Source organism: Pleomorphochaeta caudata (genome assembly GCF_055395745.1).
Genome location: NZ_AP042458.1, coordinates 1,750,240 through 1,765,404, shown reverse-complemented (window position 1 = coordinate 1,765,404; position 15,165 = coordinate 1,750,240). Strand labels below are relative to the sequence as shown.

Here is a 15,165-nt window from a genome sequence, read left to right as displayed (position 1 = left end):
TCTCTTAAACTAAATGCCAAGCTTCAAACAAAGTTCTCTTTGAATTAGCAATAATTAGTTTTGGATCTTCACCTTCAAGGGGTTTAACTTCAAAACTAAGAATATTTTTTCTTTGCTTATTTAAATAACCAATATCAAGAAGAATTTTTAAATATTTTCTTAATTGCTCAACGTCATTTTCGCCATTTTGATAACCAAATCTAGGATGATTATCCCCATATGCAATATCATCCTTATCTTTAATAGATGTATTACCCATATGAGCATGAATTATATAATCTTTGATTGGATATAAATGATCTTCAATAGATTCTCTAATCATCGGAATATGTGATAAATCAACCATTAAACCAAAGTTATCACAGTATTTTCTAACAATTTTGCAATATTTTGCAGCTAAATCAGCTTTTCCAATCAGCGAACATTTATCAATATCATAATCAAAAATTTCTAAACAAACTGGCATATCACCTTTTTCTTTAGCATAATTACAAATTTCTATTGTTGTTTCACATAATGCTTCTAAAGCTTGATCTTTAGTTTGTTCTTGCCAATGACCTGATAAAAATTGAAAATTAACAGCGTTTAACTCATAAGCTTCATCAATTGCTTTTTTTAATTCTTTAACAGTGGCTTCTCTTATATTTGAATCTAAACTATTTGCATTTAAATTATTCTTAAACAGTCTACTATGTGCACTATAAGTTAAAGTACATTTTGCAGTTTCAACCATATTTTTTGTAACATACTTTAATGAATCAAAAGGATTTTGACCAAGTTCAATCACCGAAAAAAAAGGATCATATAATATCTCTTTTATGGAATCGATATAGGAATGTTCATTTTCTATTGCTCTGGGAAATGCCATAGAATGTACAATCCCAAATTTTGCATAATTTAATATTGAATCATTCATATTTTACAAGCCTTTAATCAAATCTAAAACTTTTTGCTGACATGTATCTATAGATCCAATAACATCTATATTTGTATATTTTTTTGATTCTTTTGCTAAATGAGCCATCGATGCTTGAGCTAAGACAATTACATCAAAATCTTTTATTTCTGAAATGACCTTTAATAATTTCTCATCATGTTCTTTCAAAAGGCCACTTTTCATTGCTTCATAAGCATCATTGTCGAAACTTGAAACAATTTCAATTTTTTTATTTATTTTTTTTGCTTCTTTATTTAATTTACTAACTGTTGGAGCTATTGTACTCTCAGCAGTAGCTAATACTCTAATCTTCGTGCCCTTACTTACTGCTATTTTGCCCATTTCATCATCTATTGCAACAATTGGTACATTAAAGAAAGGTCTTAATTCTTCAATTATTGGAGTAAGAGTTGAACAAGTCGTAACTATAATAGAAACACCTGCTAAACAACAATTTTCAATATCATTATATAATCTTTTTTTATTGTCTTTACTAAAATAACCAATTTCATTCGGATTACTTGCTAGATAATCATCATATATTTCAAAAATTTCTAACTCTTCATCACATCTTTCTTTTAAAGTTTTAGAAAAACTATTTAGAATTGGTTTTACAGTATGAATTAATGCAATACTTTTCATAAAAACTCCTAAAATAAATTGGGGTAACAAGGCTACCCCAATTATTCATTAATTATTTTCCAAGTGTTTTTAAATAATTTGCTTGGAAAGTTGTACCATATTCACGGAATTCATTTGTATCCATATAATCTGGAACTAATTTCTTAACATTTATATATTCATTAATCCATTTATCTGATTTTGAAACTTGTTCTAATACATCTGACCAGAATTGTACCGCTTTTTCACTCATTGCTTGAGGAGCTACAACTGATCTCCAGTTTGGTGATTCAACATTATTATAACCTAGTTCTGATAAAGTAGGAGCTGCACCTAAATTTCCTGGGAAACGACTTGTTGATAAAGCTAAAATTGGAGTTAATCTTCCGGCTTCAACATATTGTGAAGCTGCAGCAGGTTTAGAAATTAATAAATCAATATGTCCACCTAACATGTCTGTTATAGCAGCACCAGAACCATCATGAGTGATAAAAGATAATTGAGTTTCATTTACACCTAATTCTTCAATTAAAGCTTCATAACAAGCAATATCATCACCCTTAGATCCACCAAGAACAATTTGTTCACCTGATTTTAATGCATCAATAACTTCTTGGAATGAACTATATTTTGAATTTTCACCAATAAAAATTAAATGTTTATCTACTGCCATATGTGAAATAGGTTGAAAATCTTCAAATCTATTATTTGTATTTTTTACCATTGGCATTAAATCACCACTATTAAATGTTAATAATGTATAATCAGCTTTTTCACCTTTAATATTTGATACTAAATTACGACCAATTTCACCAGCACCATCAGTTTTATATTGAATTACAATATTCTGACCATTAGCCAAATTTTCTTCATTAATAATATCTACAATAGTTCTTGTAAAAATATCACTACCCCCTCCAGGTGATGATGTACAATACCATTCGATAGATTGCTCTGGAACAAAAGGACCATCTGCATTTTGTGTTTCACCTTCTCCATTTGCAAAAACAGAGAAAATCATTGTTGTAGCTAAAACTGTAGCTAAAATAAGTTTCTTCATCATAAACTCCTTTTAATTTGTTTTTTTATTTTTAACTATTGTAAGAAGACCTCTTATAATAGGTGTTGCAACGATTAATAATAAAATGATTATAAGTACTAGTGAAATTGGACTAGATACAAAAACATTTAGACTTCCATGACCAATAATAAAAGCTTTTCTCATATTGGACTCTAGTAATGGGGCAAGAACAAATGATAACAACATTGGGGCAGTAGAATATCCATTTTTTTCAAATAAAAATCCCATAATCCCTGAGAGTAACATTACAACTACACCATAAAGAGAATTAGTTGAACTGTATGAACCTACAATACAAACTATTGTAATTGCTGGAATCATATACTTAATTGGAACTGTTAATATTCTTACTAAGAAAGGAATAATTCCTAATGCAATAAATAATGTAATTAAATTTGCTAAAAATAATGATGCAATTAAAGCCCAACAAAATTCTGGTTGATTTGTAAAAAGTAATGGACCTGGGTTTAACCCCCACATCATTAATCCACCAAGAAGAACTGCTCCTGTACCAGAACCAGGAATTCCTAATGCTAAGAGTGGAGCAAAGGATCCTGCGGCTGCTGCGTTATTTGCTGATTCACAAGCAGCTATACCTTCAATTGCACCAGTACCCAGTGGTTCTTCACTTTTAAAGGCTTTTTGGGTAGCATAACCTAAGAAAGCACCAGTTGTTGCACCAGCTCCTGGCAAAACCCCAACAAAAGTACCTAAGAAGCCAGATCTAATTGCAGCAGGTAATAACCTTCTCAAGTCATGTAAGGAAATCATAGATCCCTTAATAGTTAATTTATCTTCAAAGCTATTTTCATTTTTCTTGTCTTTTTCATCAACTAATTTCATTACTTGAGCAAACCCAACCGTACCTATAACAAATGGAATAAATGGAACTCCACCTAACAAATACATTGATCCAAACTCAAAACGAGGAGATCCTGTTAGAGTATCCATGCCCATAGTAGCTATCAATATACCAACAGCTGTTAAAACAACACCTTTTGTTGGATTGTTTCCAACTAACCAACCAATACTAGTCATAGCAACTAACAATAAGGCTGTCATTTCAGCTGGACCAAATTTCAAACCTAATTCAGCTAATGCAGGACCCATAAATGTTAAAATACAAATACCAATAAGGCCGCCTGTAAAAGATGAAATATTTGATGTATATAATGCTTGTCCTGGCTTTTTCTTTTTAGTAGCCATAGGATAACCATCAATAGCAGTCATTACTGCTGGGCTATCACCAGGAATATTTAATAATATTGCACTGAAAGACCCCCCATACATATTTGAATAATATAATGCGCCAAGCATAATAATTGCTGTAGTTGGATTGAATTTATATGTTAAAGGCAATAACAAAGCAACACCGGCTAATGAACCAATGCCAGGCATTGCACCAACTAAAAGTCCTAAAACAGCCCCTAACATAGTAACTAATACGTTCTGAACAGAGAATACTGTAACAAAACCTGTTAATAATAATTGTAAATTTTGCATTTTATTCTCCTTTTCTAAAATATCAAGTTATAAAGTAAGCCTTTTGGGAAGTTAATATTTAACCAAGTTCCAAAAGCTCCAACAACAATAACAAACATAATTGCTGTAATTATAATTGTTACTTTCCAACTACTTTTTTCGTAGAATCTTACCCAATAAATTAGAAAAGCAAATATGCTAATATACATTCCAAAAATAAAATTTCCAGCAATAATTAAAACTACAGCAAGAACAGGATACCAATTTTCTTTTCTTGATGAATTTTTTTCATCTTTGAAAGACTGCAATAAAGCTAAAATACTTATTACAAATAATAAAATGCCAACTATAGCAGGAAAGAATCCTGGTAGAGTTCCAATATTTTCATCCCAAAATCCATATTTAAAAAAGCCTACTAAAGCAAAAACTAAACCAACAATTGCTGTTCCTAATGGTAAAATAGTTTTTGTACCAATTTTCCCCTTCAACATCCAATACCCCTTATTGTTTATTATTTAAATGTGTTGCCATTTTACTTACCATTTTTACAGCATTTTCGAATGCACTAGTTTTTACAATTCCTTTTCCAGCAATATCATACGCAGTACCATGAGCACAGGTTGCAATTGGAGCAGGTAATCCACCAGCAATGGTAATTCCTTGATCAAAGCCTTTTAGCTTTAAAGCAATTTGCCCTTGGTCGTGATACATTGTTATAACACCATCAAAGTCGCCATTAAAAGCTTTTATAAAAGTAATATCTGAAGGATAAGGTCCTGTAACATTAATATTCATAGAATTAGCTTTATTAATAGCTGGTTTAATAACAGTAATTTCTTCATCACCACATCTACCATTTTCTCCACAGTGTGGATTTAAAGCACATAATGCTAATCTTGGTTGTTCAATACCACTATTTTTTAAAGAAGTATCACAAAGTCTAATAGCTCTTAAAATATTTTCTATTGATAAATTATTACTAACTTCTCTAATTGGAATATGACTAGTAGTACGAGTTGTCCACAAATTCCCAAGAACATTAATTTCACCAAACGGACCAGTATGATTAAACAAATCAGCTAATAAATGATGTTCACTTTCAAATTTACAACCAGCATCTTTTAAACTGGCTTTATTTAATGGGGCAAAACAAAATCCTTCAATTTTATTTTGCTTATATAAATCAGTTGCATATTCAAGCATATCAATACAAGCTTTGCCTGATTTTACTGATAAATTCCCAAAAGGAGCATCTTCTGGAGCAATATTCTTTTGATCTAAAATTGGATACATTCCATTTTCCCAATTTGCTTCACTAACATTAGATATACTAAAAACTCTACTTTTTTCACCTAATAGTTCAAAAGCTCTATTTAAAATTCTTTCATCGCCAATGATTATTGCTTTACAATATTCATTAAAGAAATCTTTTACTAATAATTTTGCTATTATTTCTGAGCCAACGCCTGCTGCATCACCCATAAGAACACCTAGAACAGGTTTATATTTCACAATCAATCTCCTTATATTATAGACGCATTATTTATTGCAATTTATATGCCAAAAAAAGCATATAAATTTAAAATAAAAATAATTTATTACAATACAAGAAAATATATTTTAAAATAACACAATACAATATATTTAATCAGCAAATTAACTTTTTTACCATGTCTCATTGAAACATCATGAAACAACTATTGAACATTAGGTGTTTCAAACTCAGAAAGTCTTCTCCATAAAGTAGATCTACTTAAACCAATAGATTTAGCAAAGTCACTTTTACTTTTGTTGCTCTTTTTATATTCCTTATATAATTCTTTATTAGATAAGTTTTTATAATAGTTTTCATCAACTTCTTCTTGTAAAAACATAGGTTCAATAATTTCAAACATTTCTATCTCATCTTTATTTATTATTTTTGAATTATTTAATAAAGCTAATCTTTCTGCACTATTTTTCAATTCTCTAACATTACCAGGCCATTGATAAGATTCTAGTAATCTTATAGCTTCAGAACTTAGTTCAGATGGAGTTTTCCCATATTTTTTACACGAAAGCTCATACATATTTTTAAAAATTAACTCGATATCGGCAATTCTATTTTTTAAAGGAATAGTCTTTATATTAAAAAGACTTAGTCGATAAAAAAGGTCTAATCTAAAACGTCCATCTTTTACTTTATTATAGATATTTATGTTAGTTGCACTAATTACTCTAACATCTACAGGAATTACTTGATCACCACCTATTCTTCTAATTTCCTTTTCTTGTAATACTCTTAACAATTTTGCCTGTAAGGCTATAGGTATTTCACCAATTTCATCTAAAAAAATTGTTCCCTTATGTGCTAATTCAAACAAACCAATTTTACCTTCCTTTTTTGCACCAGTAAAAGAACCTTTTTCATATCCGAATAATTCACTGTCTAATAATTGTTCTGTTAAAGTAGCACAGTTAACAGCTACAAAAGGTTTATATTTTCTAGGGGATGCATTATGAATTGATTGAGCAATTAATTCTTTACCTGTACCGGTTTCACCAATCAATAATATAGAGCCATCAACAAGACTATATCTTTTAGCTTTATTTAAAGTTAGAATCATTAGTTTATCTTGGGTTAAAAATTCTTTAAAAGTATATTTTGAAACTAAACCTTTCCGTGTTAATTCTTTTCTTACTTTGCTCTCTTCATTTAAAATGTCTTCTACTTTATGAAAGCGAATAATAAATCCTATTTTATTTTCACTTTTTATCATAGGAGAAACTGAAATAAAAAATAATTGATTATTATATTCTCTGACAAATTCAGCTTTTATCCCTGTAGATATAGATCTAAAAATTTCTTTAATGTTACAAATCTGTTCGAAAGACATATTTTCTAATTTTGTTTTGAAAAAGTCATCTGCTTTATCATTTGAAACAATTACCTTCCCTTTAGAATTTACAGCTACAATAATATCTTTATTATTACTTAATAAGCTAGATAATAGACCTACTCGAACTTTTGCCTGTTCAATAGACTTTGCTGCAGATATTGCATGAGTAATAACTCCATGTATAGCATCTTCACCAGAAGTGATATGAAAATAAGGATATCCAAAATCTTCACAAATTCTGCACATAGTTAAACCACCGACAAAAACATCACACCCCTTTTCCATCAAAGAATAAATACCTTGTCTTACTTCTTCTTGAGTATTGGCAACATACATTTCTATTTCTCTATTAACCATTCTGCTTATATGTTTTGGATTACATAAAGTTTTAGAACCAGCTAATAAGCCAATTTTCCCTTCAGATTTTTCACAGGCATTATATATCGCTTCCGAAAAATCATTTGGACTCATGGGGATTGGGATTACCAAACTATTTGGATGGTATTTTTCTGCAGCTAGAGCTGTTATACCTCTGCTAACAATTACATCTGCTTTAATTGATAATAGAGTATCTGTATCTGTACCATAAATGTGTTTAAAATCTACAGATATATTATTATCAATCTTGATTTTATTAACTTCACTATAAAATAGTGGAAACAATTCGTCATAAGGAACTATAAATAATATACTTGTCATAATTACGACTATACCTCAATTTAAATTTAACTAAAATAGAAATTAACATTTTTATTACAATTACATTATACTTTTGTATATATAATGATATTCATTTACATAATATGCAAAATGGGCTATATTGCACTCATGAAATTTGAATACATATTGCTTATAATTTTAATAATTATTTCTATAATTAATTTTTATTACTTCTTTTATGGAAGACGAATAAAAAACAAAAACAATAAATACTATCAAGAATTACAATTAAAGCTTGAAAATAAATACTCAAAATATATCAAAAAAAATAATATAACACCTCTTTATAAAAACTTGATTGTTTCAGATGATAATAAAGGTTTTATAGTATTAATTAGCAATCAGCTATCAAAAATAATTTTTATTGAGGAAAAAGCTATAAATCAAATTGATTTTAAAGAAATCAAAAAAATTGATAAAATTATTGAACAGGATAAAAAGAATTTAATTAAAGCAGAAATACTTATACAAACAAATGACAATGTTTATATTTATAAATTTGGAACGAAAAAGAGAAAATTAAATTCTATATTAGCTAAATTCATTATTGATAACTGTAATTCTACCTATTCTTCAATTGAAGAATTATTAAACAAATAAATGTGCAATAAACAAATCAACATATGGATATATTAAAATACATGATATCAATCTAATAATTTGAAATATTGATATATAGGGATTATCACAATTAAAAGATGAAGCGATTAGGGCAATGTCACTTGCTCCTGCTGGTATACAAGAAAACAGCATAACAGCTTTATCAATTTTTGAAATTTTAGAAATAAATAAAGCTAGTAATATATGAAATATCAAATATCCTAAAAGCATTAATAACACGGGCAAAAAAATTGTCTTTAATGAAATTATTGTTTCTAAAGTCATTTTTGAGCCCACAAATACTCCTGTTGCAATTTGAGCCATTTTTTTGAAATTAATATTTACTGTAGCTTTATTTGTAATCAAGTTAAAAATTGAAACAAAAAGTAAGGAAAAAACCATTTGTGCTGCTGGAACAAATGGTAACAAATACGAAAACAATCCACCAATACATCCAATAAATAAAGTTAAAATTAAATTTTTATTTGATGTATTTTCTTCATCTTTTTTGATTACTGGTTTCTCTTTTATTTCCTTATTATTTTTTATCAACATGTTAATAACAATTGGGAAAATTATTATTGAAACAACTGATCTAAATAACTGCATTACAGTAACTATAGATATATCAGCATTCATCGATTGAGCAACTAATACTGTTTCTGTAACTCCTCCTGGAATCGTTGATAATAATAAAGTTAATAAATCTTTTTTTGTTAATACATGAATTAAACCACCCATAAATATATTAACAATAGACATACCCACAACCATTATTATTGAAGGAAATAAAATATATTTAAAATTCTTTAACTCTTTCTTATTTATTGTAGTTCCAATATATGAACCACTAACCACTTGTAGAAAAAATTTATTAAAACCAGGTGAATACGCTTTATTTGTTAAAACATTAAATATTGAAACACCTAAAATCCCACCTACTAATAAATAGGCAGGAAATTTTAGTTTTTTTGCTATCATTGCTGATGATAGAGAGATTATTATACTTATTAAAAAATAAATCATTATTTGCTATAGTACTGTCCAAAATTATTCATTAAGAACTCAACTGATTTTTTTGCTGCAATTTCAGGAGTTGGATAAGGTAAAATCTCAACAGTTGTCCACCCCTTATAACCAATAGTATTTAAAGCTTCAAAAATTTCATTCCAATCTAAATGCCCTTCACCTATTGCAATTCTTTGTGATGAAGCAAAATGTATATATTCTACATATTTAGAATGCTTAATTAAGGACTCTCCAATTTTTGCATCTTCAATATTCATATGAAAAACATCAGGCATCATTGTAAAATTATCTTTATTTACTAATTTTACGATTTCAACACATTGGTCTAAATTATTTACAAAATCAATTTCATAACGATTTACTGGCTCTAAAATTAATTTAACGCCTCTCTTTTGTGCATAGTCACTTAACTCTCCAGCCATATCTAAAAATCTCTGTTTTGCTTGCTCTGGATTATTATTTCCTAAGCTACCTCTAGATCTGCCAATATTTACTAATTGTCCAAAATCACTCGCTAAATCAATAAATTGGCAAAAAGTTTCTTTTAGTTCTAAACGTTTATCTTTATCTTCTTCTGTAAAGCATAATTTTCTAGCTGCCCAAACTTGGCCACTTGATATAGCAGAAACTTCAATATTATTTGAAGAAAGTAACTTTTTTAAATTTGATTTAGAAATCTCTTTAGGATTTTTTAGGGCTAATTCAACCCCATTATATCCCAATTCAGCTGCTTTAATAATTGATTTTTCAATGCCTCTAAAAACTACAAAAGCATCACTGCTTGCATTTTCTGCAGCAATCGCTACTGCTAATTTCATATTCCCTCCAAAGATCTCTCCTAAAATTACTTTAGGAGAGAATAAACTAACTTTACATTTCTTTAACTAATTCTAAATTTCCTGAAGCAGCACCTCTTAGTACTGGTTCCATAAATTCATCAACATCTTTTTCAGTCATTGGAACTGGCATATTTTGTAATTTCATTTTTAATTGAGGGTCTTTAGCAGCATTTAATGCTCTTTGAATATGCTTTTCTCCAAAACCTTTCAATTCATTTAAAGAAGTTGGAGCATTAATACTTTTACCATATTCAATCATTGCTTTTGCAACTGCAATTGCTAAATCTCTATCTTTTAAATCAACAATTGATTTATCGGCATAACCATATTTAGCAAAAACTTCACCAACATCTTTTAATTGTCTTTGAATAGCTTTTGAATATAAAACTGCATAATAAGGATTCATAATACCACAAGCAGTACCATGTCCGACTAAATCAACTAAAGAAAAGCTTGTTAAGTGAGCACCACTGGTTCCACCCACCATAATTGCATAACCACCTAAATCTGTAGCTAAACCAATTGCTTCTCTTGCTTCTAAATCCTTAGGATTTGAAACTAGTTTTTTAGCATTTTCACAACAAAGACTTATAGCAGTAATTGCTAAATCTTTTTTGAGATTATATTTATCTCCTGATTCACCACAAAATACTTCAAAGGTATGTGCAATAGCATCTAAAGCACCATCAATTGTTACTTTAACAGGCATAGTTGCAGTAACATCGTAGTCAAATATACTTGTAGAAGGAATAATAGATTCATCAACTATTAATTTCTTTTGACCAACAACAGGATCAGTAATATTTGAATATTTTGTTAAATGTGCACCGGAAGAGGCAGAAGTTTCAACAGCAATAACAGGAATAAGGGTTTTACCAGTATTCTTTAATTCTTGAGTTACAACATTAGTACCAAAATAATGATCTACTTCTGGTGTTACTTCTTTTCCCAAAGTTGCTAAAGCACTAGCACACTTACATGCATCAATTGTAGAACCACCACCGATTGCAACAATGCTATCTGGTTTATATTGTAGTATATAAGTAACTAATCTATATACATCTTCTCTTGGTGCATTAGGTTTTGCATCAGGAGCTACTGTATCCCCAGCAATTTTTACTCCAGCTTCTTTTATATATTCAATTACTTGATCAGCAACAGGTTTCATATAAGTTAAGTTACTTACGACTAAAGTTGTTTCACCATATTTTTTTACTTCAGCACCAACTTGATCTAATACGCCTCTACCAAAAACGTAATTATCACCTTTCCATTCTTTTAATAAACTATAAGCTTTTTCTTTAATATCCATAAAAATATCTCCTATTTTAAAATTTTCATTGATTGTTCAACAATATTTTCTTTACTAATTCCATAATAAGATAGTAATTCCATATAATCGCCAGTTTGTGTAAAGGTATCTTCAATACCAATCGCTTTAAATTCACATGGAATATTATGCTTTACTAATGCTTCACTTACAGCACTAGAAAAGCCACCAATAATATTATGTTCTTCGACTGTAATTACCTTTTTGGTTTTCTTAATACTTTGAAGAATAGTGTCTTCATCCAAAGGTTTTACAAACGGAGAATTTATTAATTCAACACTATAACCTTTTGCTTTTAATTCATCACAAGCATCAACAGCAAATGAGGTTGTAATTCCATTACAAAGAATAGTCAAATCTTTTCCTTCAGAGATTTTTATAGCTTTAGCCTTATCAAAATCATCTGACTTGTCAAAATCTGGCATTGGGTTTCTATTTAGTCTTACATAAACAGGACCATCTTGTTTTAAAGCATACTCTAAAGCTTGTTCAGCTTGGTTACTATCGGAGGGAACAATTACTTGTAAATTTGGAATTGCTCTCATAATTGCAATATCAGTTATTGATTGGTGAGATGCTCCATCATATGAATCTGATAGGCCCCCATAAGCACCAGCAATAATTACTGGTAAATTATTATATGCAATAGCATTTCTAATTTGATCAGTGCCTTTTAATGCTAAAAATATTGCAAAAGCATTTACTACTGGTCTATATCCTGCGGTAGCTAATCCTGCTGCTGTTCCTACCATATTTGCTTCAGCTACACCACAATTGAAAAATCTATCTGGAAATTCTTTTTGAAAAAATGCACTTTTTGTTGAACTTGATACATCAGCATCTAAAACAACTAATTCTGGATGAGTTTTCCCCATCTTTGCTAAGGCTTTACCCCAAGCTTCTCTCATAGCTAGGCCCATAATTTTTCTCCTTTTTTCAAAATATCTTCTTCCAATTCAACAATACCCTTTGCATAAGATTCATCATCTATAACTTTTCCATGCCAAGTATTCTTACCTTCAGTAAAAGAAACACCTTTTCCTTTTACAGTGTCATAGATAACTGCTTTTGGCCAAATATCATCACTATCAAGCCATTTATAGGAGCTAAGAATATCTTCAGTATTATTTCCATCATAATTATCACTATTAACATTCCATCCAAATGAAGATAGTTTTTCTTTTAAATTATCTAATGGCATAATTTCATCCATAGTTCCATCAAGTTGAACTTTATTATAATCAACTAATAAAACAAGATTTTTTACTTTATATTTTGCAGCCATCATAATAGCTTCCCAAGATTGGCCTTCATTTAAACAACCCTCTCCAGTCATTACATAAGTACAGTAATTTTCATTTGAAAGATTTGAAGCTAAAGCCATTCCTAATCCAACTGAAAGTCCATGACCTAAAGCACCTGTAGACATATCAACACCTGGAACACTACCCATACAAGGATGGCCTTGAAGATAAGAACCAAAAGTTCTAAAAGTTTTTAAATCTTCAACTGGGAAGTAACCTCTATTTGCTAAAACAGTATATAAATTAACTGAAGCATGACCTTTTGATAAAATAAATCTATCTCTCTTTGCATCCTTAGGATTTTTTGGATCTATATTTAATCTATTAAAATATAATGAAGTAACTAATTCAGCACTTGAAGCAGCACCGCCCCAGTGTCCGGTACCTCTTTGATGTAAAACATCCCACATATTTTTTCTAAAAAAAGCAGAAAGCAATGCTAATTCATCGCTATTCATTTTTTTATTAGGATTTTCTAATAAGGTTTCTACTTTTGTAGACATATTTGCCTCCCAAATAATTGTATTCTATATACAATATACATAACACAGTACACATTCTTTGTCAACTTTATTTTTTTAAATTAAAAATTCAAAAATAAAAAGATTTTGCTAATTCTTTATATATAAAGAAATTAATACTTATTATAAATGTTTTAATTATATTAGATATTGACTTTAAACAGTTTTAAGTTTATTGTATACAATTAGAAAACAAGGAAAAAATATGGCTAAAATTAAACAACAAAGTCTTGCAGACCAAGTATATTCACAAGTAAAAGATGAGATTTTAAATGGAAAACTAAAAGCTAATGATCGAATATCAGAAGAAGATTTAGCAGAATTATATGGGGTTTCAAGAACTCCTATTAGAGATGCATTGAAGAAATTAGCTGATTATGGACTTATAAAAATTATTCCTAGATCACATGCTATAGTTAACTCAGTCTCACCAGAGGAAGCACAAGATATTGCTAAACTAAGAATAGCTTTAGAACAATTTTCTATAGATAATTTAACTGAAGAATCATTAAATGAAAATTTTGAAGACTTATGTAGATATGCTTCAGAATGTCAGTTTGCATTAAGTATGTCTAATAAAGCTAAAGTATTTGAAAATGATAGTTTATTCCATATTACCTTGATTAAAATATCAAACAATTATTCACTAGTTGATTTATATACTCGCCTAGATGCAAAAGTTCAATTATTAAGGTTAGAACAAGACACATCAATGGATGATTTAACAAAATATATATCACAGCATAATGACATAATAGACTTATTAAAAAAACGCAAATTTGATGAATTAAAAGTATTACTTTGTTCACATATTATGCATGATTTAACAAATCATATAAATTAATATTTTATAAGTAAAAAAAGAGCCCCTTAAAGGCTCTTTTTTTATAATCAAGTATTTTTATTAATTAATGAGCCATGTAACCACAGTCAATAACTAATTCAGTTCCAGTAACAGTTCTTGCATCATCACTAGCTAAATATAGTGCACCATTTGCAATATCCATTGGATCACTAATATGTGGTGGTAATGGAGAATTTACTTTTACCTTATCCCATAATGCAGGAGTATTATTGAAAACAGCTTTTAACATATCTGTTAAAATTCCTGCTGGATGAATCGAATTTACTCTAATTTTCTTACTACTTAAGAACATAGCAGCATTTTTAGTTAAGGAACGTGTACCACCTTTTGATGCACTGTAGGCAATATCACCACCATCAGCATCACCTGATGTTAAACCACCAATTGAATCAATATTAACAATTGATCCACTACCATTTTTTTCCATTTCTGTATAAGCATATTTAATACCTAAGAATGCACCAAGTGTATTTGTTTTAAATACATTCATGAATTCATCAACACTACAATCAGCTAAAGATTTCATTGCCATAATTGCAGCATTATTTACTAGAATATCAATCTTCCCATATTTTTCTAATGTTGAAGCAATTACACGCTTCCAATCTTCTTCACTTGAAACATCTTGTTGCATAGCTGTAACATCAAGATTTTTTTCTTTTAATAAAGCAAATGCTTTTTCGACTTTTTCAACATGGTGTCCAGTTCCAATAACTTTAGCACCTTCACTTGCAAATAATTCTGCAATTGCTAAACCTAAGCCTTGTCCAGCACCAGTTACAATTGCTACCTTACCTTCTAATCTATTCATAACCTTCTCCTAATATTTTAAAGAAATAGCCAATAAAGCTTTTCCAAAAAAATCATTACTACAACTATATGAACAGGGTTTTAACATGTCAATTATTATTAGATATTTTTTTATCGTTTATTAAAAAAAATGTAGGATTAGGCAAG

At 29.2% G+C, this 15,165-nt stretch carries 15 protein-coding genes; 2 read left to right on the top strand and 13 right to left on the bottom strand.

Translation table 11 applies throughout. The features are described from left to right. Positions 1-4 precede the first annotated feature (4 nt). The 7 genes from ACZ5RS_RS08225 to ACZ5RS_RS08195 all read right to left on the bottom strand — a co-directional run bounded on the left by ACZ5RS_RS08225 (position 5) and on the right by ACZ5RS_RS08195 (position 7,699). Positions 5-916 (bottom strand): TIM barrel protein, encoded by a 912-nt coding sequence (locus ACZ5RS_RS08225; protein WP_464634326.1) that lies wholly within the window; start codon positions 914-916, stop codon positions 5-7. Positions 917-919: 3 nt separating this feature from the next. Further along, positions 920-1,579, bottom strand: a complete 660-nt coding sequence (locus tag ACZ5RS_RS08220) for an aspartate/glutamate racemase family protein (protein WP_464634324.1) — start codon at positions 1,577-1,579, stop codon at positions 920-922. A gap of 52 nt (positions 1,580-1,631) precedes the next feature. Next, positions 1,632-2,618, bottom strand: coding sequence for a tripartite tricarboxylate transporter substrate binding protein (locus ACZ5RS_RS08215; RefSeq protein ID WP_464634322.1), 987 nt, complete (start codon positions 2,616-2,618; stop codon positions 1,632-1,634). Positions 2,619-2,630: 12 nt separating this feature from the next. Then, complete coding sequence (locus ACZ5RS_RS08210) at positions 2,631-4,142, bottom strand: tripartite tricarboxylate transporter permease (RefSeq protein WP_464634320.1); 1,512 nt, start codon at positions 4,140-4,142, stop codon at positions 2,631-2,633. 14 nt (positions 4,143-4,156) lie between these two features. After that, positions 4,157-4,612: a tripartite tricarboxylate transporter TctB family protein gene (locus ACZ5RS_RS08205; protein ID WP_464634318.1), complete on the bottom strand. Its 456-nt coding sequence runs from the start codon at positions 4,610-4,612 to the stop codon at positions 4,157-4,159. Between the two features lie 10 nt (positions 4,613-4,622). Further along, the gene (locus ACZ5RS_RS08200) at positions 4,623-5,633 is read right to left on the bottom strand and encodes a PdxA family dehydrogenase (RefSeq protein WP_464634316.1); all 1,011 of its coding nucleotides are present in this window, start codon (positions 5,631-5,633) and stop codon (positions 4,623-4,625) included. Between the two features lie 185 nt (positions 5,634-5,818). Further along, positions 5,819-7,699, bottom strand: coding sequence for a sigma 54-interacting transcriptional regulator (locus ACZ5RS_RS08195; protein ID WP_464634314.1), 1,881 nt, complete (start codon positions 7,697-7,699; stop codon positions 5,819-5,821). 129 nt (positions 7,700-7,828) lie between these two features. Between ACZ5RS_RS08195 and ACZ5RS_RS08190 the strand changes: the two genes are divergently transcribed. Then, positions 7,829-8,320: a hypothetical protein gene (locus ACZ5RS_RS08190; RefSeq protein ID WP_464634312.1), complete on the top strand. Its 492-nt coding sequence runs from the start codon at positions 7,829-7,831 to the stop codon at positions 8,318-8,320. Here ACZ5RS_RS08190 and ACZ5RS_RS08185 read toward each other — a convergent pair. Genes ACZ5RS_RS08185 through ACZ5RS_RS08165 form a run of 5 tightly spaced genes read right to left on the bottom strand, consistent with a single transcriptional unit; the run spans position 8,309 to position 13,325 of the window. Beyond that, positions 8,309-9,346 carry an AbrB family transcriptional regulator gene (locus tag ACZ5RS_RS08185; protein ID WP_464634310.1) on the bottom strand — a complete coding sequence of 346 codons (1,038 nt, stop codon included), beginning with the start codon at positions 9,344-9,346 and terminating at the stop codon, positions 8,309-8,311. The genes ACZ5RS_RS08190 and ACZ5RS_RS08185 overlap by 12 nt on opposite strands. Further along, entirely contained in the window at positions 9,346-10,167 is an 822-nt protein-coding gene (locus ACZ5RS_RS08180; protein WP_464634308.1) for a TIM barrel protein, read from the bottom strand. The genes ACZ5RS_RS08185 and ACZ5RS_RS08180 overlap by 1 nt, the downstream gene beginning before the upstream one ends. A 52-nt stretch (positions 10,168-10,219) precedes the next feature. Beyond that, positions 10,220-11,500, bottom strand: a complete 1,281-nt coding sequence (locus tag ACZ5RS_RS08175) for an iron-containing alcohol dehydrogenase (protein ID WP_464634306.1) — start codon at positions 11,498-11,500, stop codon at positions 10,220-10,222. Positions 11,501-11,511: 11 nt separating this feature from the next. Next, the gene (locus ACZ5RS_RS08170) at positions 11,512-12,438 is read right to left on the bottom strand and encodes a transketolase family protein (protein ID WP_464634304.1); all 927 of its coding nucleotides are present in this window, start codon (positions 12,436-12,438) and stop codon (positions 11,512-11,514) included. Beyond that, on the bottom strand, positions 12,429-13,325 hold the full coding sequence (locus ACZ5RS_RS08165; protein WP_464634302.1) for a transketolase: 897 nt from the start codon (positions 13,323-13,325) through the stop codon (positions 12,429-12,431). The genes ACZ5RS_RS08170 and ACZ5RS_RS08165 overlap by 10 nt, the downstream gene beginning before the upstream one ends. A 223-nt stretch (positions 13,326-13,548) precedes the next feature. On the opposite strand from ACZ5RS_RS08165, the gene ACZ5RS_RS08160 reads away from it, so the two are divergent. Next, positions 13,549-14,187, top strand: a complete 639-nt coding sequence (locus ACZ5RS_RS08160) for a GntR family transcriptional regulator (RefSeq protein ID WP_464634301.1) — start codon at positions 13,549-13,551, stop codon at positions 14,185-14,187. A 64-nt stretch (positions 14,188-14,251) separates the two neighbouring features. On the opposite strand, the gene ACZ5RS_RS08155 is transcribed toward ACZ5RS_RS08160, so the two are convergent. After that, positions 14,252-15,019: an SDR family NAD(P)-dependent oxidoreductase gene (locus tag ACZ5RS_RS08155; RefSeq protein ID WP_464634299.1), complete on the bottom strand. Its 768-nt coding sequence runs from the start codon at positions 15,017-15,019 to the stop codon at positions 14,252-14,254. Between the last annotated feature and the right edge of the window lie 146 nt (positions 15,020-15,165).

Bases quoted from the DNA above. Each gene is read 5' to 3' on its own strand.
- ACZ5RS_RS08225 (WP_464634326.1), bottom strand. From the start codon at position 916: ATGAATGATTCAATATTAAATTATGCAAAATTTGGGATTGTACATTCT.
- ACZ5RS_RS08220 (WP_464634324.1), bottom strand. From the start codon at position 1,579: ATGAAAAGTATTGCATTAATTCATACTGTAAAACCAATTCTAAATAGT.
- ACZ5RS_RS08215 (WP_464634322.1), bottom strand. From the start codon at position 2,618: ATGAAGAAACTTATTTTAGCTACAGTTTTAGCTACAACAATGATTTTC.
- ACZ5RS_RS08210 (WP_464634320.1), bottom strand. From the start codon at position 4,142: ATGCAAAATTTACAATTATTATTAACAGGTTTTGTTACAGTATTCTCT.
- ACZ5RS_RS08205 (WP_464634318.1), bottom strand. From the start codon at position 4,612: ATGTTGAAGGGGAAAATTGGTACAAAAACTATTTTACCATTAGGAACA.
- ACZ5RS_RS08195 (WP_464634314.1), bottom strand. From the start codon at position 7,699: ATGACAAGTATATTATTTATAGTTCCTTATGACGAATTGTTTCCACTA.
- ACZ5RS_RS08190 (WP_464634312.1), top strand. From the start codon at position 7,829: ATGAAATTTGAATACATATTGCTTATAATTTTAATAATTATTTCTATA.
- ACZ5RS_RS08185 (WP_464634310.1), bottom strand. From the start codon at position 9,346: ATGATTTATTTTTTAATAAGTATAATAATCTCTCTATCATCAGCAATG.
- ACZ5RS_RS08180 (WP_464634308.1), bottom strand. From the start codon at position 10,167: ATGAAATTAGCAGTAGCGATTGCTGCAGAAAATGCAAGCAGTGATGCT.
- ACZ5RS_RS08175 (WP_464634306.1), bottom strand. From the start codon at position 11,500: ATGGATATTAAAGAAAAAGCTTATAGTTTATTAAAAGAATGGAAAGGT.
- ACZ5RS_RS08170 (WP_464634304.1), bottom strand. From the start codon at position 12,438: ATGGGCCTAGCTATGAGAGAAGCTTGGGGTAAAGCCTTAGCAAAGATG.
- ACZ5RS_RS08165 (WP_464634302.1), bottom strand. From the start codon at position 13,325: ATGTCTACAAAAGTAGAAACCTTATTAGAAAATCCTAATAAAAAAATG.
- ACZ5RS_RS08160 (WP_464634301.1), top strand. From the start codon at position 13,549: ATGGCTAAAATTAAACAACAAAGTCTTGCAGACCAAGTATATTCACAA.
- ACZ5RS_RS08155 (WP_464634299.1), bottom strand. From the start codon at position 15,019: ATGAATAGATTAGAAGGTAAGGTAGCAATTGTAACTGGTGCTGGACAA.